The sequence below is a fragment of the Glycomyces niveus genome (genome assembly GCF_017592475.1).
GTDB classification, from domain to species: domain Bacteria; phylum Actinomycetota; class Actinomycetes; order Mycobacteriales; family Micromonosporaceae; genus Glycomyces; species Glycomyces niveus.
Map to the genome: position 1 here is coordinate 426,983 of NZ_JAGFNP010000001.1, position 21,622 is coordinate 448,604.

26 protein-coding genes are annotated in these 21,622 nt (G+C 70.7%); 18 read left to right on the forward strand and 8 right to left on the reverse strand.

Annotated elements, in window-relative coordinates; all coding sequences use genetic code 11:
- Nucleotides 1-9 precede the first annotated feature (9 nt).
- Complete coding sequence (locus J5V16_RS02020) at nucleotides 10-1,503, reverse strand: potassium/proton antiporter (RefSeq protein ID WP_208494270.1); 1,494 nt, start codon at nucleotides 1,501-1,503, stop codon at nucleotides 10-12.
- Nucleotides 1,504-1,585: 82 nt separating this feature from the next.
- Here J5V16_RS02020 and J5V16_RS02025 point away from each other — a divergent pair, with 82 nt between their 5' ends.
- From J5V16_RS02025 to pdxS, 7 genes are all read left to right on the forward strand, one after another.
- Nucleotides 1,586-2,125 carry an HIT family protein gene (locus J5V16_RS02025; RefSeq protein ID WP_307792845.1) on the forward strand — a complete coding sequence of 180 codons (540 nt, stop codon included), beginning with the start codon at nucleotides 1,586-1,588 and terminating at the stop codon, nucleotides 2,123-2,125.
- Nucleotides 2,126-2,242: 117 nt separating this feature from the next.
- Nucleotides 2,243-2,872, forward strand: a complete 630-nt coding sequence (gene pgsA / locus J5V16_RS02030) for a phosphatidylinositol phosphate synthase (protein ID WP_208494271.1) — start codon at nucleotides 2,243-2,245, stop codon at nucleotides 2,870-2,872.
- On the forward strand, nucleotides 2,865-3,761 hold the full coding sequence (locus J5V16_RS02035; RefSeq protein WP_208494272.1) for a phosphatidylinositol mannoside acyltransferase: 897 nt from the start codon (nucleotides 2,865-2,867) through the stop codon (nucleotides 3,759-3,761). The genes pgsA and J5V16_RS02035 overlap by 8 nt, the downstream gene beginning before the upstream one ends.
- Before the next feature lie 10 nt (nucleotides 3,762-3,771).
- A complete protein-coding gene (locus J5V16_RS02040) occupies nucleotides 3,772-4,887 on the forward strand; it encodes a glycosyltransferase family 4 protein (protein ID WP_208494503.1) in 1,116 nt (371 codons plus the stop codon).
- 120 nt (nucleotides 4,888-5,007) lie between these two features.
- Complete coding sequence (locus J5V16_RS02045; RefSeq protein WP_208494273.1) at nucleotides 5,008-5,472, forward strand: SPW repeat protein; 465 nt, start codon at nucleotides 5,008-5,010, stop codon at nucleotides 5,470-5,472.
- A gap of 68 nt (nucleotides 5,473-5,540) precedes the next feature.
- Nucleotides 5,541-6,020, forward strand: a complete 480-nt coding sequence (locus tag J5V16_RS02050; protein WP_208494274.1) for a hypothetical protein — start codon at nucleotides 5,541-5,543, stop codon at nucleotides 6,018-6,020.
- Nucleotides 6,021-6,143: 123 nt separating this feature from the next.
- Nucleotides 6,144-7,064, forward strand: a complete 921-nt coding sequence (gene pdxS / locus J5V16_RS02055) for a pyridoxal 5'-phosphate synthase lyase subunit PdxS (protein ID WP_208494275.1) — start codon at nucleotides 6,144-6,146, stop codon at nucleotides 7,062-7,064.
- Nucleotides 7,065-7,117: 53 nt separating this feature from the next.
- Here pdxS and J5V16_RS02060 read toward each other — a convergent pair whose 3' ends face one another.
- Nucleotides 7,118-7,552 (reverse strand): SSI family serine proteinase inhibitor, encoded by a 435-nt coding sequence (locus J5V16_RS02060; protein WP_208494276.1) that lies wholly within the window; start codon nucleotides 7,550-7,552, stop codon nucleotides 7,118-7,120.
- 61 nt (nucleotides 7,553-7,613) lie between these two features.
- Between J5V16_RS02060 and J5V16_RS02065 the strand changes: the two genes are divergently transcribed.
- The gene (locus J5V16_RS02065; protein WP_208494277.1) at nucleotides 7,614-7,907 is read left to right on the forward strand and encodes a hypothetical protein; all 294 of its coding nucleotides are present in this window, start codon (nucleotides 7,614-7,616) and stop codon (nucleotides 7,905-7,907) included.
- Here J5V16_RS02065 and J5V16_RS02070 read toward each other — a convergent pair.
- Together J5V16_RS02070 and J5V16_RS02075 are read right to left on the reverse strand one after the other, a co-directional pair.
- Nucleotides 7,904-8,461 carry a hypothetical protein gene (locus tag J5V16_RS02070; RefSeq protein ID WP_208494278.1) on the reverse strand — a complete coding sequence of 186 codons (558 nt, stop codon included), beginning with the start codon at nucleotides 8,459-8,461 and terminating at the stop codon, nucleotides 7,904-7,906. The genes J5V16_RS02065 and J5V16_RS02070 overlap by 4 nt on opposite strands.
- A gap of 51 nt (nucleotides 8,462-8,512) precedes the next feature.
- On the reverse strand, nucleotides 8,513-8,959 hold the full coding sequence (locus J5V16_RS02075) for a hypothetical protein (protein WP_208494279.1): 447 nt from the start codon (nucleotides 8,957-8,959) through the stop codon (nucleotides 8,513-8,515).
- Between the two features lie 146 nt (nucleotides 8,960-9,105).
- Between J5V16_RS02075 and pdxT the strand changes: the two genes are divergently transcribed.
- The 3 genes from pdxT (at nucleotide 9,106) to J5V16_RS02090 (ending at nucleotide 11,293) form a co-directional block, all read left to right on the forward strand.
- Nucleotides 9,106-9,759, forward strand: coding sequence for a pyridoxal 5'-phosphate synthase glutaminase subunit PdxT (gene pdxT / locus J5V16_RS02080; RefSeq protein WP_243900575.1), 654 nt, complete (start codon nucleotides 9,106-9,108; stop codon nucleotides 9,757-9,759).
- A 20-nt stretch (nucleotides 9,760-9,779) separates the two neighbouring features.
- Nucleotides 9,780-10,541, forward strand: coding sequence for a YebC/PmpR family DNA-binding transcriptional regulator (locus tag J5V16_RS02085; protein ID WP_208494280.1), 762 nt, complete (start codon nucleotides 9,780-9,782; stop codon nucleotides 10,539-10,541).
- A 104-nt stretch (nucleotides 10,542-10,645) separates the two neighbouring features.
- Nucleotides 10,646-11,293 (forward strand): phosphoribosyltransferase, encoded by a 648-nt coding sequence (locus J5V16_RS02090; protein ID WP_208494281.1) that lies wholly within the window; start codon nucleotides 10,646-10,648, stop codon nucleotides 11,291-11,293.
- On the opposite strand, the gene J5V16_RS02095 is transcribed toward J5V16_RS02090, so the two are convergent.
- Complete coding sequence (locus J5V16_RS02095) at nucleotides 11,290-11,910, reverse strand: dienelactone hydrolase family protein (RefSeq protein ID WP_208494282.1); 621 nt, start codon at nucleotides 11,908-11,910, stop codon at nucleotides 11,290-11,292. The genes J5V16_RS02090 and J5V16_RS02095 overlap by 4 nt on opposite strands.
- Nucleotides 11,911-11,993: 83 nt before the next feature.
- A complete protein-coding gene (locus J5V16_RS02100) occupies nucleotides 11,994-13,238 on the reverse strand; it encodes a multidrug effflux MFS transporter (protein ID WP_208494283.1) in 1,245 nt (414 codons plus the stop codon).
- 273 nt (nucleotides 13,239-13,511) lie between these two features.
- Between J5V16_RS02100 and ruvC the strand changes: the two genes are divergently transcribed.
- From ruvC to secF, 6 genes are all read left to right on the forward strand, one after another.
- Nucleotides 13,512-14,048 (forward strand): crossover junction endodeoxyribonuclease RuvC, encoded by a 537-nt coding sequence (gene ruvC, locus J5V16_RS02105; RefSeq protein WP_208494284.1) that lies wholly within the window; start codon nucleotides 13,512-13,514, stop codon nucleotides 14,046-14,048.
- Nucleotides 14,045-14,644, forward strand: a complete 600-nt coding sequence (ruvA, locus tag J5V16_RS02110; RefSeq protein WP_208494285.1) for a Holliday junction branch migration protein RuvA — start codon at nucleotides 14,045-14,047, stop codon at nucleotides 14,642-14,644. Before ruvC ends, ruvA begins: the two co-directional genes overlap by 4 nt.
- A gap of 3 nt (nucleotides 14,645-14,647) precedes the next feature.
- The gene (gene ruvB, locus J5V16_RS02115) at nucleotides 14,648-15,709 is read left to right on the forward strand and encodes a Holliday junction branch migration DNA helicase RuvB (protein WP_208494286.1); all 1,062 of its coding nucleotides are present in this window, start codon (nucleotides 14,648-14,650) and stop codon (nucleotides 15,707-15,709) included.
- 98 nt (nucleotides 15,710-15,807) lie between these two features.
- Nucleotides 15,808-16,278 (forward strand): preprotein translocase subunit YajC, encoded by a 471-nt coding sequence (gene yajC / locus J5V16_RS24840; protein ID WP_208494287.1) that lies wholly within the window; start codon nucleotides 15,808-15,810, stop codon nucleotides 16,276-16,278.
- A 162-nt stretch (nucleotides 16,279-16,440) separates the two neighbouring features.
- Nucleotides 16,441-18,276 (forward strand): protein translocase subunit SecD, encoded by a 1,836-nt coding sequence (secD, locus tag J5V16_RS02125; protein ID WP_208494288.1) that lies wholly within the window; start codon nucleotides 16,441-16,443, stop codon nucleotides 18,274-18,276.
- Between the two features lie 9 nt (nucleotides 18,277-18,285).
- Entirely contained in the window at nucleotides 18,286-19,452 is a 1,167-nt protein-coding gene (gene secF, locus J5V16_RS02130) for a protein translocase subunit SecF (RefSeq protein WP_208494289.1), read from the forward strand.
- Nucleotides 19,453-19,546: 94 nt separating this feature from the next.
- Here the strand turns inward: secF and J5V16_RS02135 are convergent, their stop codons facing one another.
- A complete protein-coding gene (locus J5V16_RS02135) occupies nucleotides 19,547-19,744 on the reverse strand; it encodes a hypothetical protein (protein ID WP_208494290.1) in 198 nt (65 codons plus the stop codon).
- A gap of 144 nt (nucleotides 19,745-19,888) precedes the next feature.
- On the opposite strand from J5V16_RS02135, the gene J5V16_RS02140 reads away from it, so the two are divergent.
- Nucleotides 19,889-21,097: an FAD-dependent oxidoreductase gene (locus J5V16_RS02140; RefSeq protein WP_208494291.1), complete on the forward strand. Its 1,209-nt coding sequence runs from the start codon at nucleotides 19,889-19,891 to the stop codon at nucleotides 21,095-21,097.
- Here the strand turns inward: J5V16_RS02140 and J5V16_RS02145 are convergent.
- Nucleotides 21,094-21,576 (reverse strand): hypothetical protein, encoded by a 483-nt coding sequence (locus J5V16_RS02145; RefSeq protein ID WP_208494292.1) that lies wholly within the window; start codon nucleotides 21,574-21,576, stop codon nucleotides 21,094-21,096. The two genes, J5V16_RS02140 and J5V16_RS02145, sit on opposite strands and share 4 nt — an antisense overlap.
- Nucleotides 21,577-21,622 lie beyond the last annotated feature (46 nt).

The following is a 21,622-nucleotide window of genomic DNA, read 5'->3' on the forward strand; positions in this document are numbered from 1 at the left end:
TGCGGGCCGTCAGTCTTTGCCGGTCTCGCCGAGCCAGCGGGCGAGGCGGCCGGCTCGGGCGAGGGCGGTGAGGCGCTGCTCGGTGGCTTCGCGCAGCGCCGGGGTGGTGACGACGATGAGCTGGTCGTTCGAGCGGAGCCGGTCGGCTTTGGCGGGGACGAAGAGCTTGTCGCCGCGCACGATCCCGGCGATGGCGCTGCCTTCGGGGAGGCGGAGCTCGAAGATGCGGATGCCCGCCAGGCCCGAGCCCTTCTGGACGGTGATGGTGAGGACTTCGCCGTCGACCGCGTCGAGCGGCGCGGTCTCGATCTCGACCTCCTGGACGACCGATTCGAGCGCGAGGCCGAGCCGTTTCGCCACCCACGGCAGGGTCGGGCCCTGCAGGAGGGTGAAGACGACGACGAGGACGAACACGATGTCCCACAGCTGCTGCGCGCCGGGCAGTTCCAATGCGCGCGGGATCGTGGCCAGGACGATGGGGATCGCGCCGCGCAGGCCCGCCCACGACAGGAGCACCTGCTCTTTCGCCGTGAACTTGAAGGGCAGCAGGGAGATCCACACCGAGACCGGCCGCGCGAGGAGGGTGAGCACGACGCCGAGGACGAGGCCCGGGACGATGGCGTCGAGCAAGGTCGAGGGCGAGGCGAGCAGGCCGAGCATGACGAACATCCCCAGCTGCGCCATCCAGCCCAGGCCGGTCGCGAACGACTGCGTCGCGGCCCGGTGGGGCAGGCGCGAGTTGCCGAGGACGAGCGCCGCCAGGTACGCCGCGATGAACCCCGACGCGTGCACCGCGCCCGCGGCCGCGAACGCGGCGAGGCCGAGGCTGAAGACCGAGAGGGGGTAGAGGCCCGAGGCGGGCAGTGCGAGCCGCCGCAGGAGCCAGGCCCCGCCGAAGCCGACCGCGACGCCGATCGCCGAGCCGGCCGCGAGCTCCCACACCAGGACCCCGAAGAGCTCCAGCGGGTCCGGGATGCCCGCGGCCGCGGAGAACGCGAGCACCAGGATCACCGCGGGGGCGTCGTTGAACCCCGACTCGGCCTCCAGGGTGCCGCTGAGCCGCTTCGGCAGGCCGATGCCGCGCAGCACCGAGAACACCGCCGCCGCGTCAGTGGAGGCCACGACCGCGCCGAGCGCGAGCGAGAGCTGCCAGTCGAAGCCGAGCAGGAGGTGCGCGCCGAGCGCGGTCACCACGACCGAGACACCGAGGCCGACGGTCGCGAGCATGGCGGCCGGGGCGATCTGCCTGCGGATCGCCTGCCACCGGGTCGAGAGGCCGCCCTCGATGAGGATGAGCGCGAGCGCGAACGTGCCGAGCGCTTGGGCGAGCTCGTAGTCCTCGAAGGGGATGCCCACGCCGCCTTCGCCGAGCACGAGGCCCGCGCCGAGGAACACCAGGAGCGCGGGGAGTCCGAGCCGCTGCGTGGCCCGCAGGGCGGCGACGGAGAGGAGCACGGTGACGCAGCCGATGAGCACTACGAGGTACAGCTGGGGCAACGTCACGTCCGGAGCTTAACCGACACCGCGTGTCACGGTGTTTTCGTCGGGTTTCCAGCACGGGTCCCGCGTGCCCTAGGATCGTCCCGTGGAAGAGCGCGAAGGCGTCGGCGTCCCCGACGGGTACGAGCGGCTGTGGACCCCGCACCGCATGTCCTACATCCAAGGCGAGGGCAAGCCGACCGGCGACGACGCGGACGTCGAGGGCTGCCCGTTCTGCGAGATCCCCAAGCTCGAGGACGCGGACGGCAACATCGTCTTCCGCGCCCAGACCATGTACGTGGTCATGAACAAGTACCCGTACAACAACGGCCACCTCATGGTCGTGCCCTTCCGGCACGTCCCCGACTACACCGACCTCGACGCCGACGAGATCGCCGAGATGGGCGCCCTCACCCAGCGCGCCATGACCGTCCTGCGCGCCGTCATGGGAGCCCACGGGTTCAACATCGGCATGAACCAGGGCCAGGTCGCGGGCGCGGGGATCGCCGGGCACCTGCACCAGCACATCGTCCCGCGCTGGGGCGGGGACGCGAACTTCATGCCGATCATCGGCCGCACCAAGACCCTCCCGCAGCTGCTGAAGGACACCCGCGCGGACCTCGCGGCCGCATGGGAGCGGGTGTGACCGGCCGGACCCCGTTAGAGTCAAGGCAGCGCCCCCCGCCGGCCCGGTCCGGGGGCGGGCGCGCCGCACCCACTTGCCCGAACACCCACTTGGGCCAGCCCAGAAAAACAGGAGACCATGGCGAAGTTCCTTCGGACCTCCGGCCGAGCGGGCGTACGCCGCTACGTCGACGCCGCCGCGAAGCTCCTCATCCGCGTGGGCGTTTCCGCCAACGCCGTCACCGTCGCCGGCACCGCCGTGGTCGTCGGCGCCTCCGTGCTGCTGCTCGCCCCCGGACACCTGCTGGCGGGCCTCATCGTGGTCGCAGCCTCGGTCCTCACCGACATGCTCGACGGCGCGATCGCCCGCGTCAAGGGCACCACGAGCCGCTTCGGCGCCCTCCTCGACTCCACTTGCGACCGCCTCGCCGACGGCGCGATCATGGCCGGCCTGGCCTTCTTCCTGCTCGCGGAGGACCGGGCCCTGGGCGGGGCGCTGGCGCTGTGGGCGCTGATCGCCTCGCAGATGGTCTCGTACGTGAAGGCCCGCGCCGAATCGCTCGGCGCCGAGTGCAATGTGGGCATCGCCGAGCGGCCCGAGCGGCTCATCATCGCCGCCGTCGCGGTGCTCCTGGAGGTGCTGAGCGTGCCGTTCGCGCTGGAGGCCGGGATAGGCCTGCTGGCGGTGCTCGCCTCGATCACGGTGGTGCAGCGGCTCGTGTTCGCGCGGGCGGTGCTGGCCGCGGGCGAGGAGCACGTCGATGTCTGAGCGGCTGACGGAGCTGGCCTACCTGGCCGCGTGGCGCGGCGTGCGGCTGCTGCCCGAGGGCGCGGCGGGCGCGCTGGGGAACCGCTTCGCGGACCGCGCCTTGAAGAAGAACGGGAGGGGCGTGCGCCAGCTGCGCAAGAATCTCGCCCGGGTCGTCGAGGGGGAGCCGGACGAGGCGCTGATGCGCCAGGCGATGCGCTCGTACGCCCGGTACTGGCTCGAGGCGTTCCGGCTGCCGTCGATGAGCACCGCGCAGCTCGAGCGCAAGTTCGAGATGAACGGGTACGAGCCGGTCCACGAGCGCGCGCAGCGGGGCCTCGGTTCGATCGTGGCGCTGCCGCACAGCGGGAACTGGGACTTCGCGGGGGCCTGGGTCGGCGCGGTCGCGAAGGACCGTCTGACGACGGTGGCCGAGCGGCTGAAACCCGAAGGCGTGTACCTGCGGTTCCTGGAGTACCGCGAGTCGCTGGGCATGACGATCATCCCGACTTCCGGAGGCGACCGCAATCCGCAATCGGCCCTTGGGGAGGCGCTCGACGACGGGCACGTGGTGGCGCTCGTCGCCGACCGCGACCTGGGGCGCGGGGGCACCGAGGTGAAGTTCTTCGGCGAGGCCACGACCTTCCCCACAGGGCCCGCGCTGCTGGCGATCCGCAACAAGGTCGAGCTGTTCACTGCCGCGATCCACTACGAGGAGGACCGCGCCGTCTGCCACATCACCGGCCCGGTGGACCTCGGCACCGGCTCGTTCCGCGAGCGGGTCGCGGGCACGACGCAGCGCATGGCCGAGGCCTTCGAGGCCGGCATCCGCGCCCATCCGGCCGACTGGCACATGCTGCAGCGCTTCTGGTCGGCCGACTTCGACGCGCCGCGGGAAGGCGCGGGCTGACATGGGGGACCTGCGGATCGGGATCGTCAGCCCGTACTCCTTCGACGTCCCCGGCGGCGTCCAGTTCCACATCCGCGACCTCGCCGAGACCCTGATCGCCGCCGGGCACGACGTGTCGGTCCTCGCCCCGGCCACCGAGACCGAAGGCCTGCCCGACTTCGTGGTATCCGGCGGCAAGGCCGTCGCCGTGCCCTACAACGGGTCGATCGCGCGGCTCGCGTTCGGGCCGCGCTCGGCCGCGCGCGTGCGCAAATGGTGCGCGGAAGGGGACTTCGACGTCGTCCACGTGCACGAGCCGCTCACGCCGAGCCTCTCGTGCCTGGCGGTCCTCAACGCCCGCTGCCCGGTCGTGGCCACGTTCCACACCGCGATGACCCGCTCGCGCATCCTCGCGGCCGGGAAGCACATGGCGCAGCTGGTGCTCGAAAGCCTCTCGGCGCGGATCGCGGTGAGCCCGTACGCCCGCAAGGTCCAGGTCGAGCACCTGGGCGGCGGCGCGGTCGAGATCCCCAACGGCGTCTCGGTCGCGTTCTACCGCAAGGCCGCACCCCTGCGCGACCGGCCCGAGGGGCCGACCATCGGGTTCATGGGCCGCTACACCGAGCCGCGCAAGGGCTTCCCGATCCTGCGCGACGCGTTCGCCCGGCTCGCGGCGGACCGGCCCGACCTGCACCTGCTCGTCGTCGGCCGCGGCGACCCCGAGGCGGCCGTCGCCGGGCTCGACCCCGACATCGCCCGCCGCATCCGCTTCCTCGGCGCCGTCCCGGACGAGGAGAAGGCCTCGATGCTCGCCGGCGTCGACCTCTACGTCGCCCCCAACACCGGCGGCGAGTCCTTCGGCATGATCCTCACCGAGGCCATGGCCGCCGGGACCTGCGTGCTCGCCTCGGACATCGAGGCGTTCAGCTCGGTCCTCGACGACGGGAACGCGGGGGCCCTGTTCGCCGTCGGCGACGCCGACGACCTCGCCGCGAAGGCCGCGCGACTCCTCGACGACAAGGAACTCCGCACGGCGTACGTCGAACGGGCCAACGAGTGGGTCAAGCGCTACGACTGGCCCGAGGTCGCCGCGCGCCTGCTCGAGGTCTACCGCGCCGCTATCGAAGCGGGCACCGAACGCCGCTGACCCGCAAAACGTGTAGTCGCCTCTTTACTCAGTGTGCACAACGGGTCCATAATGAGGCAGAGGGGCCGCGTAGTCCCGTGCCGGAGCCGCACGCGCGCGGACCCCACGGAGGGCAGTTCGATGGCCGATATCTCTCACCGGGGCGAAGCGATGACCACGCACCCGGACGTCCACGAGATGCGAGCCCGTTACGACAAGATGCTCGGCCGGAGGGACGTGGCGTTCATCGACGCCCCGGTCTTCCTCGTCGGGCTGTACTGCATCATCTCGCCCTGGGTGGTCGGATTCTCGGCCTCACAGGCGGACTTCGCCACGCACAACCTGATCGTCGGCATCGCAGTCGGCCTGCTGGCGCTCGGATTCACGGTGGCACCCGAGCGCATGTACGGCATGAGCTGGGCACTGTGCGCCGTCGGCATCTGGCTGGCCGTCTCGCCATGGGTGCTCATCACCAACCCTGAGACGAGCCTCATCTGGAACAACGTCATCGTCGGCGCCCTGACCTTCCTGCTCGGCCTCATGGCCGCCTGGCAGGTCCGCGGCACCCGCGACACGACACCGCCTCCGGGAGCGGAGCCGATCTAGGAGCACCCGCATACAGCCGCCCGCCACCGGACTTCCGATGGTGGGCGTCTGTACGTAAGATCAGCCCGATGTGGTGGTTGGCTGTGCTCGTGACGATCGTGGCCGTCGTCGGCGCGTACGCGACGTGGACGGTCACCCGCGTCGAACGCCTGCACCGCCGCGCCCGCGCCGCCGAAGGCGCCCTCCTCGCCAAACTCGACGACCGCGCCGAGACCGTCCTCAAATTCGTCGGCAACCCCGGCTTCGAAGAGGTCGTCGCCCTCGCCCTCTCCGTCGTCGCCGTCCCCGCCGACACCCAGCGCCAGCGCGAACTGCGAGAGTACGCCGAGAACGACCTCACCCGCGCCCTCCGCGAACTCGCCGACGACCCCCTCTGGTCCGACGACCTCGACGCCGCCAACCGCCGCGTCGCCCTCGCCCGCCAGATCCACACCGACTTCGTGCGCGACGCCGTCGCCTCCCGCTCCCTCCCCATGTCCGTCGTCCTCCGCCTCCACCACCGCCTGCCCCGTCCCGCGTACTGGGACATCGAGGACCCCGTGCACTGATCGGCCCCGATCGCCCCGTTTGTATCAAGGGGCTTGTGAGGCGGGTCGCGGCGTAGAATCGGCCAGGTCAGACCCCTCTTGGCGCCAGCCAACGACATGCCCTGCAGTTGACGACTACCTCAGATGGAGCCGGGAACCGTGTCAGAGACCCAGAAGACCGAGGCCCAGATCGGGACCGCCCGCGTCAAGCGCGGCATGGCCGACATGCTGAAAGGCGGCGTCATCATGGACGTCGTCACGCCCGATCAGGCCAAGATCGCCGAAGACGCCGGCGCCGTCGCGGTCATGGCGCTCGAGCGCGTCCCCGCCGACATCCGCCGCGAAGGCGGCGTCTCGCGCATGTCCGACCCCGACATGATCGACGGCATCATCGAGGCCGTCTCGATCCCCGTCATGGCCAAGGCCCGCATCGGCCACTTCACCGAAGCCGCCGTCCTCGAGTCCCTCGGCGTCGACTACGTGGACGAGTCCGAGGTCCTCACCCCCGCCGACGAGGCCAACCACATCGACAAGTGGCAGTACAACGTGCCGTTCGTCTGCGGCGCGACCAACCTCGGCGAGGCCCTGCGCCGCATCGCCGAAGGCGCGGCCATGATCCGCTCCAAGGGCGAGGCCGGCACCGGCAACGTCGTCGAGGCCACCCGCCACATGCGCCAGATCCGCCAGGACATCGGCAAGCTCACCACCCTCGACTCCACCGAGCTCTACGCCGCCGCCAAGGAACTCCGCGCCCCCTACGAGCTCGTCGCCGAGGTCGCCCAGCTCGGCAAACTCCCCGTCGTGCTCTTCACCGCCGGCGGCATCGCCACTCCCGCCGACGCGGCCATGATGATGCAGCTCGGCGCCGAAGGCGTCTTCGTCGGCTCCGGCATCTTCAAGTCCGGCGACCCGGCCAAGCGCGCCGCCGCCATCGTCAAGGCCACCGCCTTCTACGACGACCCGAAGGTCATCGCCGAGGTCTCCCGCGGCCTGGGCGAGGCCATGGTCGGCATCAACGTCGACACCCTCCCCGAGGAGCAGAAGCTCGCCAAGCGCGGCTGGTAGCACTGCAATGGAAAGGGCCGGGGCGGCGACGCCCCGGCCCTTTCCATTGCGTCCTAAGGCTTTCCGAGCTCGAAGACCGACCCGCCCGTGGCGTTCACGCCGACGCAGTAGTTCGAGTACTCCCGCTCGAACACCACGAAGTCGCCGTCCCAGACCCCGACCGCCCGGAGCACCACCGGGTCGTGCTCCTTGGTGCACAACGCGTCCGCGGCAGGCTCGAGCGCATCGAAGTCGCCCTCGGCCATCGTCAGCTGCGCGCAGGCGTCGACGCCCTTGCTGTGCCCGGCCCCGCTGGGGCACGCCAGCAGCGCGCCGTTGGTGAGACCCCGGCGTTCGACCTCAAGGAACAGGAGCCCCGAGGCGCTGCCGCCGATGCCAGGATCGACCGGGACGGGCTGGTCCTGCGGGAACGAGGTCGCCTGGGCCGGAGCGGCACTCGCGGCGACGATGGCGGCGGCCGCGAGGGCGCCGACGACGAGCTGCTTCATGCGCCGATCCTAAGGACCCGAAGGCGTCCGATCCCGCTTTGACACGCTTTAGGCTGGGGCCATGAACGAAAGCGACCTCGATCAGCTCCCCACCGCCGACCTCCAGCACCGCGCGTTCGCGCTGGCGCGCGAGCGCCGTGACTGGCGGTTCTTCATCGACCTGTTCCGGCACACCCCGACCGCGCTCGACTCCGAGGACCTCGACCCCGACGTGGCCGAGATCGGGGTGGCGATCGACGACCTGCTCGGCATGTGGCGCGAGGCCACCCAGGGGGACTGGGGCTCGGCCGAACCGCTCGCGCGGGCGGCCTTCATCGACTACATCCAGCGGCACGGCGGCGCGCCGGCGTCCTAGTCTTCGGCGCGCTTGGCGGACTTGCTGAGCCAGTACCTGATGTCGCTGGCGAAGAGCCACCACAGGGACAGCACGGAGGCGAACACCCACGGCGCGACGACGAGTCCGACCCCGATCGACATGAGCATGCCGATGACGAACAGGATCGCGGTGGCGGCCACGGCCGACCAGCGGACCGCCTTGAGGCGGGACTTGAACCGGATCGCGCACAGGGCGGCCACGATCGAGGCGATGATCGTGACGCCGGCGATCGTCAGGTAGACGGCCAGGAAGCTGCTGCTCTGGTAGTAGTCGAAGTCGCCCTGGGCGGTGCCGGTGGGCCCGAGGAAGTCGGGGTCCCGGTAGTTCTCCTCGATGTCCGCGAGGCTCACGGAGCGGGCGCTGAGGGTGGTCACGGCCACCAGGTTGCCCGCGAGCACACCGGAGACCACCTGCACCCACATCGCGATCTGCAGCCGCAGGAGCTTCTTGCGGGGCATCTCGTCCTCGCCGTCGGCGTCCTTGTCGGGCGGGACGGGGCCCTTGTCGCGGCCGAAGTTCGGTTGCGGAAGCATTATGTGGCCTTTCAGCGGTGGCTGGCTGGGGCGCCCGTCGGGCGCCGCCCGCTAGTGGTTGAACCAGCGGCGGGCGAAGCGCTCGGTAAGCGTTCCCAAGATCGTAATCGGCACGATGGCGAGGCCGATGCAGAGCGCCCAGTAGAGGCCGCCGGTGAACAGCAGCCAGCCGAGGCCGACGAGCGCGGCGGCCTGGACGAGCAGGATGAGCACCCACAGGACCCGCCACTGGAAGCGCAGGAGGGCGATGGCGAGCACCAGGAACAGCGCGAGCCCGCCGAGGCCGACGGCGGCGCGGTAGACGTCGTGCACGGCGGCCGGGGGCACGAAGTCCTTGGCCTGGTGGTGCAGGAGCACGATGAGGCCGCCCGCGACCAGGGCGATCGCCGCTTCAATCCACATGGTGTTGCGTCCGGCCCGGACGGCGCGGGGCATCGGGTTGCGCTTCGAGGTCTTGGCCATCTTGTTCTTACTCCCGGGCATGAAGGGGTGCGTCACGTTCGATCGCAGACTTTAACGGATCGTCGCCTCTCGGCCGAGTTCAGCCCGGATTCGGTCACAGCCCCGATCGGGCAGGTAGGCACGGGGGCGAACCCGAATTACGCTTGTCGCGCCCGATGATCCGCGACTTTTGGAGTTCTTTGATGACCGTTGTGCCCACGATCGGCGTGCTCGCCCTGCAAGGCGACGTGGTCGACCACATGCGCGCGCTCGAGGCCGCGGGCGCCCGGGCCGTGCCGGTGCGCCGCGAGTCGGAGCTCGACGCCGTCGAGGGCCTGGTGATCCCCGGCGGGGAATCGACCACGATGAGCAAGCTGCTGCAGATCTTCGACCTGTTCGAGCCGGTGCGGAAGCGGCTCGACGCCGGGCTGCCGGTGTTCGGGTCGTGCGCGGGCATGATCATGCTCGCCGACGAGGTGCTCGACGGCCGCGCCGACCAGCGCTCGTTCGGCGCCATCCCGATGACGGTGCGCCGCAACGCCTTCGGCCGCCAAGTGGACTCGTTCGAGACCGAGATCGGCATCGACGGCATTGAGGGCGAGCCGTTCCGCGCGGTGTTCATCCGCGCCCCTTGGGTGGAGCGGGTCGGCGCGGGCGTCCAGGTCCTGGCGAGGGTTCCGGCAGGGGCCGCCGACAGCGGCGCAGGGGCGGGGGAGGAGCAGGGCGGTAGGATCGTCGCCGTACGTGCGGGCGCTTGCCTGGCCACCTCCTTCCACCCGGAGGTGACCCCTGACGCGCGGGTGCACGAGTACTTCGTGGGAATGGTCCGAGGCGCAGACGCCGGACCGGTCGAGTAAGAGGAACGAGGAACGCCGGTATGAGTGGCCACTCCAAGTGGGCGACGACCAAGCACAAGAAGGCCGCGATCGACGCCAAGCGGGGCAAGATCTTCGCGAAGCTCATCAAGAACATCGAGGTCGCGGCGCGCACCGGCGGTCCCGACCCGACGGGCAACCCGACGCTCTTCGACGCGATCCAGAAGGCCAAGAAGAGCTCGGTCCCCAATGACAACATCGACCGCGCGGTCAAGCGCGGCGGCGGCCTCGACGGCGGCGGCGTCGACTACGAGACCCTGATGTACGAAGGCTACGCGCCGGGCGGCGTGGCGGTGCTCATCGAGTGCCTGACCGACAACCGCAACCGCGCCGCGGCCGAGGTCCGCGTGGCGCTGACGCGCAACGGCGGCTCGCTCGGCGAGGCCGGCTCGGTCGGGTACATGTTCTCCCGCAAGGGCACGGTCATCGTGTCCCCCAACGAGAAGCTGACCGAGGACGACATTCTCATGGCGGTCCTCGACGCCGGAGCCGAAGAGGTCAACGACCTCGGCGAGGGCGGCTTCGAGGTGCTGTGCGAGCCGACCGACCTCGTCGCGGTCCGCACCGCCCTGCAGGACGCGGGGATCGACTACGACTCCGCCGAGGCGGGCTTCGTGGCCTCCACGAACATCGAGGTCGACGCAGAGGGCGCCCGCAAGGTGATCCGCGTGGTCGACGCCCTGGAGGACTCGGACGAGGTCCAGAACGTGTGGACCAACGCCGACATCTCAGACGAGGTGCTGGCGCAGCTCGACGCCGAATAGACATCACCGCACGAAAGGCCCGGAACGCCGCGCGTTCCGGGCCTTTCGCCTGATCAATGGGGTTTAGGCCACGTCCGGGCGGGCACCTCCGGACCGTGGGAGACGTGAGGTTCGCCGACAGGCGGGACGCCGGCAGGGCGCTGGCGCTCCGGCTCGTCGACGACTACTACGGCCGCGACGACCTGCTGGTGCTCGGGCTTCCGCGCGGCGGGGTGCCCGTGGCCTACGAGGTCGCGGCGGCCCTCGAAGCGCCCCTGGACGTGTTCACGGTCCGCAAGATCGGCGTGCCCGGCCGCGAGGAGCTGGCGATGGGCGCGGTCGCCTCCGGCGGTGCGGTGGTGATGAACTACGAGGTCGCGGACATGATCGACATCGCGCCGCGGGACTTCGACGAGGCCGCCGAGCGCGCGCTCGCCGAGCTCGCGCGCCGCGAGGAGGTCTACACGAAGGGCCGTCCGCCGCTGCGGCCCGAAGGCAAGACGGTGATGCTGGTCGACGACGGCTTGGCCACCGGGTCCACGATGCGCGCGGCCGTGCGGGCCGTCTCGGAGCTGGGCCCCGAACGCGTGGTCGTCGCGGTGCCGTGCGCGCCGAGCTCGGCCTGCCGGGAGCTGGCTGCGATGGTCGACGACCTGGTGTGCGTGTCGAGCCCGGCCTGGTTCCAGGCGGTGGGGCAGTGCTACCAGCGGTTCGACCAGACCAGCGACGAAGAGGTGGGCGAGCTCCTGGCGGCGGCCGCGGACCGCCCCTAGCGCAGGTGCTCGCTGAACCAGTCGGCCGCGAGGTCGGCGGCGGCCTCCAGCGTGCCGGGCTCCTCGAACAGGTGGCTCGCGCCCGGGACCACCGCCAGGCGGTTCGGACCGCCGAGCAGCGCCTGCGCCTCCCGGTTCAGGTCGAGCACGACCATGTCCGCGCCGCCCACGACGAACAGGGTCGGCGCGGTCACCTCCGGCAGCCGCTCGCGGGCCAGGTCCGGCCTGCCACCGCGCGAGACCACGGCCGCGATCCCCGAATCCGGTTCGGCCGCGGCCCACAGTGCCGCCCCGGCCCCGGTGCTGGCGCCGAAGCAGCCGATCGGCAGGCCCGCGGCCTCGTCCCGCTCACGCAGCCAGCCGATCGCCCCCGCCAATCGCCCGGCGAGCAGCGGAATGTCGAAGACGTTCGCGCGGTCGGCTGCTTCGGCATCGGTGAGCAGGTCGAACAGCAGCGTGCCCAGGCCTGATCCCCGCAGCCGTCCGGCTACGAACCGGTTGCGCGGGCTCAGGCGGCTCGACCCCGAGCCGTGCGCGAACACCACCACGCCGGTGGCGTCCGCGGGCACGTCCAGGTCGGCGGTGAGCCTGACCGGGCCGAGCGGGATGCTCGTCATGCGCCCGGGGTACCCGCGCCGCCGCGGGGAAACGCGCGCGAAAGGCCCGGAGCGAACGCTCCGGGCCCCTCGCGCCTGCGCCGCTATGCGAGGGCGGGTTCCTTGCGGTACACCGCGATCGTCCACACCACCGCGGCCGCCGTGGCGACCGCGTACACGGCGATGCCGATCGTCATGTTCGCGAGGGTCACGCCGCCGATCGTGGCCAGCGCCGGCATCGCGCCGCCCGCGCCCATCTGGGTCGCGCCCATGAACGCCGAGGCGGTGCCGGCGATCTGCGGCGGCTGAGAGGACATCGCGGCCGCGCCGGCGTTGGGGAAGACCACGCCGCAGCCGAACATCATGAGCACGATCCCGGCCGGGACGGTCCACAGGTTCGCGGCGTCGGCGAACTGGACGCCGGCCATCCACGCGACGCCCGCGAGGGAGATCGCCATGCCGGCGACCATGCGCTGGTGCGAGGCGCTGCGGTCGATCATGAACATGTTGGCCTGGTTCCCGGCGAGCAGCGCGAGCGTGCCGACCGCGAACAGCAGCGAGAAGAAGCCCGCCGAGGCGCCGAGCTCCTGCTGCGAGATGAAGCTGAACGTCGAGACGTACGTGAACAGCATCGAGAAGTTCATGATGACCACGAGCGTGGGCGCGATGAAGCGGGCATCGCGCACGAGGGTGCCGAGGGACGCGGCGAACTCGCGCCCGCCCATCGCGCGGCGCTCCTGCGCCGGGAGGCTCTCGGGCAGGAACTTCCACACCAGGAACGTGGTCAGAACCGACAGGGCGGCCATGAACACGAACACGGTCTGCCAGGGGCCGAAGCGGATGAGCTGCGCGCCGACGACCGGTCCGAGCATCGGCGCGAGCATCGTGACGAACATCATCTTCGCGGTGAAACGGGTCATGTCGTCGCCCGCGAAGTGGTCGCGGATGACCGCGCGGGCGACCACGACCCCGGCCGCGCCGCTGAGACCCTGGATGAAGCGCATGGCGATGAGCAGGTCGGCGCTCTGGGCCACGGTGCACACCAGCGAGGTGACGGTGAAGACCATCATGCCGATGAGCAGGGGCTTGCGCCGACCGATGCGGTCCGAGAGCGGGCCGATGAAGGCCTGCCCGAGGCCCATGCCGACCATCATCGACGTCAGCGTGAGCTGGATGCGGCTTTCGGGGGTGCCGAGGGCGTCGGCCATCGCGGGGAAGGCCGGGAGGTAGAGGTCGATCGCGATCGGCGCGGTCGCCGACAGCGCGCCGAGCACGAACACCATCGTGGCGATGAAGCGTCGCGAGTGTCCGGGCGCGGCGACCGGCGGTATGAAGGCAGCAGCAGACACAGTTGGTCCCAACAGGTTTCGCGGAGCGGAGAAGGACAGCGGGGCGCCGGACCCGCAGCCCGCGCTTCTCGCCGATGGGAGGCGGGCGCGACCGGTCCGGCCGTCTACAAGCCAAGCACGTTACTAGCCGAGCGGCAAGTGGTTTATGGGCTAGGCCACCGGTCCGATTTCCGACCGATGACAGTCAGCCCGCACCGGCCCCGCCGACGTGCTTCGGGCGGAACGTCAGTCCGGCCGGATAAGCTGACGCGAATCCAGCTGGAGGAGGAACGCGTGCGCGTCATGGGGATCGACCCGGGCCTGACCCGGTGCGGCGTCGGGATCGTCGACGGCCGCCCCGGCGCACCGGGCACCATGGTCGCCGTCGGCGTCGTGCGCACCGATCCCGAAGCGCCCCTTGCGGACCGGCTCCTCGCCCTCGACGACGGGCTGCGCGCCTACCTCGAGGAGCACCAGCCTGAGGCCGTCGCCGTCGAACGCGTCTTCAGCCAGCACAATGTGGCCAGTGTCATCGGCACCGCCCAGGCCTCCGGCATCGCGCTCCTCGCCGGCGCCCGCCTCGGCCTGCCCACCGCCACCTACACACCGTCCGAAGTGAAGTCCGCCGTGTGCGGCAACGGCACCGCCGACAAGCGCCAGGTCACCTCCATGGTCACCCGCATCCTCCGCCTCAAGGAGGCGCCGAAGCCCGCCGATGCGGCCGACGCCCTCGCCATCGCCATCTGCCACCTGTGGCGAGGCGGCGTCAAAGCCCGGATCAGTGCTGCTCTCAAGGACAGTGCGGCCGTCAGCAAGGAGAGCGCCCGATGATCGCCCAGCTCACCGGCACCGTCGCCGCCGTCGGCGAGTCCTACGCCGTCGTCGACGTCCAAGGCGTCGGCTACGCCGTGCACGCCGGCGCGCACACCCTCGCCAACCTCAAGGTCGGCTCGCAGGCCGTCCTCGCCATCTCCACCATCGTGCGCGAAGACTCGATCACCCTGCACGGCTTCAACACCGCCGACGAACGCGACCTGTTCGAACTGCTCCAGAACGCCCAGAAGATCGGCCCGCGCATCGCCCGCGACGCCGTCGAAGTGCTCCGTCCCGACGCGATCCGCCGCGCCATCGCCACCGGCGACACCGCCACCCTCACCCGCATCCCCGGCGTCGGCCAGAAGAGCGCCGAGCGCATCGTCCTCGACCTCGCCGACAAGATCGGCCCCGTCGACCTCGGCGCCGTCCCCAAACAGGCCGGCGGCCGCCCCGGCGGCTGGCGAACCCAGGTCAGCCAAGGCCTCCAAGCCCTCGGCTGGTCCGCGAAGGAAGCCGAGACCGCCATCGAGAAGCTCGACGCCGAAGGCGCCGACGGCACCGACGTGCCCTCCCTCCTCAAGCAGGCCATCCGACTCCTCGGAAAGCGATAGGGCATGGAACGACCCGACGACTACACCGCCGCCGAGTGGGACGCCGCCCTCACCGCCGCCGAGGCCACCGAACTCGACCGCCTCGCCGAAGAGGGCATCCGCCCCGGCAAGCTCGACGACGTCATCGGCCAGACCCGCGTCCGCGAGCAGATCAGCCTGCTCCTCGAAGGCGCCCGGCGCCGCGGATCCTCACCCGACCACCTCCTGCTCTCCGGCCCGCCCGGCCTCGGCAAGACCACCCTCGCCATGATCGTCGCCGCCGAACTCGGCGTCGGCCTCCGCCAGACCTCCGGCCCCGCCATCGAGCGATCCGGCGACCTCGCCGCCATCCTCACCAGCCTCGGCCCGAACGAAGTCCTATTCATCGACGAGATCCACCGCATCGCCCGCCCCGCCGAAGAACTCCTCTACACCGCCATGGAGGACTTCCGCGTCGACGTCATCGTCGGCAAAGGCCCCGGCGCCACCGCCATCCCCCTCGAACTCGAACCCTTCACCCTCGTCGGCGCCACCACCCGCGCCGGGCTCCTCACCGGGCCCCTGCGCGACCGCTTCGGCTTCCTCGGCCAGCTCGAGTTCTACAACGACGCCGAACTCGAAGCCATCGTCACCCGCTCCGCCGGCATCCTCGACGTCGCCATCGCCCCCGCCGGCGCCGCCGAGATCGCCGGACGCTCCCGCGGCACCCCCCGCATCGCCAACCGCCTCCTGCGCCGCGTCCGCGACTTCGCCCAGGTCCGCGCCGACGGCGTCATCACCAAGACCGTCGCCGCCGACGCCCTCGCCCTCTACGACGTCGACGAACTCGGCCTCGACCGCCTCGACCGCGCCGTGCTCCGCGCCCTCACCGGCACCTTCAACGGCGGACCCGTCGGCCTCACCACCCTCGCCGTCGCCGTCGGCGAGCAGCCCGACACCGTCGAAGAGGTGTGCGAACCCTTCCTCGTCCGCGCCGGCCTCCTCGCCCGCACCCCCCGAGGCCGCGTCGCCACCGCCGCCGCCTGGCACCACCTGGGACTCAACCCCCCGAGCGCCGAAGGGCTCTTCGGCAGCGGCGACGCGTAGGGTGGGCCATAGGGGGGACGGAGCGTCACGCCCGTCGGGATAGACTCCGCCCACGTCACCCACCGACGACGAAAACGGCATCTACGAAAGGCACCATCGTGCTCGCATCCGCAGACGTCCTCGCGCAAAGCGCCGGCGGCTCGAACATCACGTTCCTCATCATGATCGTGGGCTTCATCGCCCTCATGTACTTCGTGATGATCCGCCCCCAGCGCAAGCGCCAGCGCGAGCAGCAGGACATGCAGAACAACGTCGCCCCCGGTGCCCGCGTCATGACCATCGGCGGCCTCTACGGCACCGTCGTCGACTCCGACGACGAGACCGTCACCCTCGAGGCCAGCGACGAGACCTTCCTGGTCTTCGCCCGCCAGGCCATCGCCAAGGTCGTCACCCCCGCCGAGACCCCCGAGTCCGACGAGACCGAGGAAGTGCCCGCCGCCGAGGAGATCAGCGACGCCGACGCCACCCTCTCCGACGAAGACCTCGACAAGCTCCGCGCCAGCGACGACGACAAGGGCGAGGACGACAAGGGCAAGCACGCGGGCAACCCCGACCGCAAGGAGTACTAGGGACTTCACCCCCTAGGCCCTGCACCGCGTTTGCGGCACCCGTCCTAGAATGAGCCCCGCCGAGGGTACGTGTGCGAGAGCACAGCCGCGGCGCGCACCCCGCGCGCCGGCGGCGCGTCCTCGCGCCCGCCCCTATTCGAGTTCTGAGGAAGAGACCGACCATTGGCTTCAGTAACGGGCGCTGACCGCCCACGGAAGAAGATCCAGCGCAAGCGCCTGCCAGTCGCCCCCTACTTCGTGGCGCTGCTCCTGGTGCTCGCGATCCTGTGGGTCGCCGCGCTGGCGGGCTCCGGATGGAAGTTCCCCACGCCGAAGCTCGGTCTCGACCTGCAAGGCGGCCTGTCGATGACGCTCACCGCCTACCAGCAGGGGAGCGAAGAGCCCCCCTCGGCCGAGACCATGGAGCAGGCCCGCCAGATCATCGAGGGCCGCGTCAACTCCACGGGCGTCTCCGAGCCCGAGGTGTACGTCGAGGGCACCGAGAACATCGTCGTGAACGTCGCGGGCGACGACATCGACGAGCAGGCCCTGCGCGACGTGGGCGCCCCCGCGGAGCTGCGGTTCCGCATCGTCACCAACTCCGTCGCCGACACCTCGAAGCTCGAGGACGCCCTCGCCGAGGAGACGCCGACCGAGGAGCCCACCGACGGCGCGTCCGAGACGCCCACCGCCGAGTCCTCCGAGGCCCCCGCCGACGACGCCGCCACCGAGACGCCGTCCGAGGACGCGAGCGAGGAAGGCACCGGCAACGGCCAGGCGGCCACCACCGACGAGGTCGCCGAGACCCTCGACGACGTGTGGGCCAAGGTCGGCCCCGACGCCGCGGCCGCCGCCCAGGCGCTCACCGCCGCCCCCGACGAGGCCACCAGCCTCATCCTGGAGCCCTTCGGCACCCTCAAGCCCGAAGAGGTCGCGCTCCTGCCCGCGACCGTCCAGTTCTACCTCCCGCAGGTCACCTGCGAGACCCTCGACGCGCGCCCGCCGGGCGCCGTGCAGCAGGCCGACATCGAGGTCACCGCGTGCTCGGCCCCCGAGGCCGCCTCGGCCGACCAGCCGGACCTGACGTTCCAGTACAAGTACCTGCTGCAGCCGGCCACCGTGCTCGGCTCGGACGTCACCTCCGCCGACGTCGGCACCGACCAGGCGAACCTCAACCAGTTCGTCGTCAACGTGCAGTTCTCCGCTGAAGGCGCCGACAAGTGGAGCGCCCTCACCACCCAGAACCTGCAGTCGCAGGTCGCGATCGTCCTCGACAACGAGGTCGTCAGCGCCCCGACGATCCAAGAGGTCTCCTCGAACTCCACCCAGATCTCCGGCGAGTTCACCGCGGCCGAGGCCAACCAGCTGGCCGACCAGCTCAACTTCGGCTCGCTGCCCACGAACTTCGTGGTCCAGACCGTCAACGAGGTCACCGCGACCCTCGGCGTGGACCAGCTCGAGGCCGGCGTGTTCGCCATGGCCCTCGGCCTGCTCCTGGTCATCATCTACTGCTTCGTCTACTACCGCGTGATCGGCTTCGTGGTCCTCGGCAGCCTCGTCGTGGCCGCCGCGATCCTCTACCCGACCGTGTCGCTCCTGGGCTCCCAGATCGGGTTCACCATGACCCTCGCGGGCATCGCGGGCTTCGTGGTCGCGGTCGGCATCACCGCGGACTCGTTCGTCGTCTACTTCGAACGGATAAAGGAGGAGATGGCCGGGGGCCGGTCCGTGCGCTCGGCCGTCCCGCGCGCGTGGGTCCGCGCCCGCCGCACCATCCTCTCCGCCAGCGCCGTCTCGATGATCTCCGCCGTGGTCCTGTACATCCTGGCCATCGGACCGGTCCGGGGCTTCGCGTTCACGCTCGGCCTGTCGACCCTCGTCGACCTCCTCGTCGTGTTCGTGTTCACCCACCCGATGGCGGAATGGCTGTCGAGGGGCCGCGTCCTGACCAACGTCCACCTCTCGGGGCTCCACTCCAAGGCGACCCCCGCCACCGGCGATGCGGCCGCGAAGGCCTAAGGAGAACCGATGAGCACCAACGAGAAGCGCCTCAACGTCTTCAGCCAGCTGTACCGCGGCGAGACGGACTTCCAGTTCGTCGCGCACCGCAAGAAGTTCTACATCGCCTCCGGCGTGATCATCGCGGCCCTCGCGGTCGTCATGCTCGTCAAGGGCTTCGTCCTCGGCATCGACTTCGCGGGCGGCGTCCAGTACAACGTGCCCGCAGGGCAGACCGAGGCGACGCTCGAGCAGGTCGAGGGCGCGGCGGCCGACGCCGGCGCCGACGTGGCCAGCGGCCAGGTCATCGGCTCGGGCGAGGACCGCTCCTACATCGTCCGCATCGGCGAGCTCAGCACCGACGAGGCCGCCTCGATCCGCGAGGCCATCGCCGCCGAAGCGGGCGTGGGCAGCGACTCGATCTCGGTCTCCGAGGTCTCCGCCACGTGGGGCGAGTCGGTCTCCCGCCAGGCCCTGATCGCGCTCGCGGTCTTCCTGGTCCTGGTGGCCGTGTTCATCTGGGTGCGGTTCGAGCGGCGCATGGCGATCGCCGCGATCGCCGCGCTCATCCACGACCTCGTGCTGACGGCGGGCATCTACGCCCTGGTCGGCTTCGAGATCACGCCGTCCACGATCGTCGGCATGCTGACGATCCTCGGCTACTCGCTGTACGACACGGTGGTGGTCTTCGACAAGGTCCAGGAGAACACGGCGCAGCTGCTGCAGACGCGCTCCAAGACCTTCGCCGAGGGCGTCAACGACGCGATCAACCAGACCCTCATGCGCTCGATCAACACCTCGCTCATCGGCGTGCTGCCGGTGGCCGCGCTGCTGTTCGTCGGTGTGGGCCTGCTGGGCGTCGGCACGTTGAAGGACCTCGCGCTGGTGCTGTTCGTGGGCATGATCGTGGGCGCGTACTCCTCGATCTTCCTGGCCGCCCCGTGGGTGGTCGACATGGCCGAGCGCGGCGCGGTCTACAAGCGCCACAATCAGAAGGTGGCGAACAAGCGCGCCGGCCTGGAGGACGAGCCCGCCCGCAAGCCCGCGAAGGCCGCCGAGTCCGACGAGGACGACGACCGTCTCGTGCTCGCCAAGAGCGACGACCTCCCGGTGGAGCTGCTGGAGGAGCCTGAGAAGGCCGCCAGCGGCTCGGGTCCGCGTTCGGGCGGTTCCGCGAAGAAGCGCAAGCGCCGCTAAGGCGTGGACATGAAGCGGCGGGCGGACCGGTCGGTCCGCCCGCCGCTTCGTGCTGGCTGGCTCGTCGTGAACCTGCGGCCGAGACCGCGAACTGCTAGGAGCGCTTGTCTCCCAGGAACATGCCGACGGCGTCCTGCGCCATCTCCTTCGCCTTGTCGGCGTATTCGTCTATCTTATCGCCCATCGGCGATTCCTTGGCCTTGTTGTACAGTTCTTCGGCCCTGTCCCTGATGTCGTCGCTGTTCTCAGAGAACTTGTCCTTGGCCTCGTTGAACTTGTCCTGCATCCCCACGATGAACCCCTCCCTACGTGAGTCGCGTTCACTATATGGGCGCTTGGGGCGGTTCCGCGGAGGTTTCCCGTACAACCGGGGTCGAATCCCGAACGCTACCGGAGGATGACGCGCGGCGGGCCGATCGCCGCCTACGGTCGCTCCATGAACGACTTGCGACGCCCTGACCGGGCCCGGACCGCCATCGTCATCGGCGGCGGCGTGGCCGGCCCCGTGGCCGCCCTGGCCCTGCGGAAGGCCGGCATCGAGGCGACCGTGTTCGAGGCCTACCATCCCGGCACCGGCTCCCGCGGCGGGCCGCTCGGGCTCGCCTCGAACGGCCTGAACGCCCTGCGCGTGGTCGGCGCGGACGGCGTCCTGGCCGGCGTGGGCATCCCGACGCCGCGCATGGTCATCCACTCCGGCACGGGCAAGGTCCTCGGCACGGTGGAGACCGACCCCGGCCTGCCGACGACCACGACGCTGCCGCGCGGGCGCCTGGCCGAGCTGCTCCAGGAGCACGCGGCCGCCGCGGGCGTCCCCATCGTGTACGGCAAGCGGTTCGTCGACGCCGTGGACACCGGGCGCAGCGTCATCGCCCAGTTCGACGACCACACCACCGCCGAGGCGGACCTGCTCATCGGCTGCGACGGCATCCGCTCGACGGTGCGCGGCGTCATCGACCCCGCCGCGCCGCAGCCGCGCTACACGGGCCTCATCGGCCTCGGCGGGTGGAGCGACGGGCCGCTCGGCGTCGGCGACACAGCCGGGTCGTTCCACATGGTGTTCGGCCGCAAGGCCTTCTTCGGCCACATCTCGGACGGCGAGCGCACCGGGTGGTTCGCGAACCTCCCGTTCAAGACCTTCACCCGGGAGACCTTGCGCGATACCGCGTTCGAGCAGTGGATCGCTTTGATGCGCGACCTGTTCGCAGACGACGACAGCGCCGCGCTCACCGTCCTCGACCATGTGACGCCCGAGTCGTTCATCCCCGCCTCGCCGCTCGAGGACCTGCCGCACGTCCCGATCTGGTCCAAGGGCCGCATCGCCCTCATCGGCGACGCCGCACACGCCACCTCGCCCTCTTCGGGCCAGGGCGCGAGCCTCGCCGCCGAATCCGCGGTCGAACTCGCCCGCTGCTTGCGCGACCTGCCCGTCCCGCAGGCGTTCGCGGCCTACGAGCAGGGCCGCCGTGATCGCGTCGAACGCGTCATCACGACCGCCGCCCGCACCAACCAGTCCAAGGCCGCCGGGCCCGTCGCGGCGCGGTTCAGGGACGCCCTGATGCCGTTCTTCATGGCCCGCTTCACGACCCCGGAGAAGATGGCGTGGCAGTACGGCCACACCATCGACTGGGAGGCGCCTGCGACCTAGCGGCCGATCGCCTGGGCGAGGTGCTCGAGGAAGACGCGCTCGCCTTCGGAGACGGCGACCTTCTTGCTGAAGAAGCCGCCCTCCTTGGTCTTCACGGACTCGGAGATGACCGTGGCGATCTGGAGGAGCCACGCGCCGTACGCTTCCGCGTCCGGCGCCTCGGCGCGCTCGCGCAGCAGGGCGGTCGCGGCTTGAGCCTGCTTGAGGGCCTGGGTCATCGCCTGGTCGTCGAAGGGGAGCTCGCGGTCGTCGGTCTCGGCGTCGGTGCCGCGCTCGCGCAGCGCGGTCGCGACGGCCTTGACGAACGCGTTCTCGTGCTTCTGGGCGGCCCGGAACTCCTTCGCCCCGGCGGTCACCTCTTTGAGGAACGCCAGGGCGTTCTTGTGGCCGTCGGCGACGATCGCGCCCTTCATGACCACACCGGGGGTGTCGAGGATGAGGTCCAGGTCGTCGCCCGTGAAGGCCGAGAGCTCCGTCATGTCAACGCTTTCCGTCCGATCGGTACGTGGGATGCGCCCAACCTAC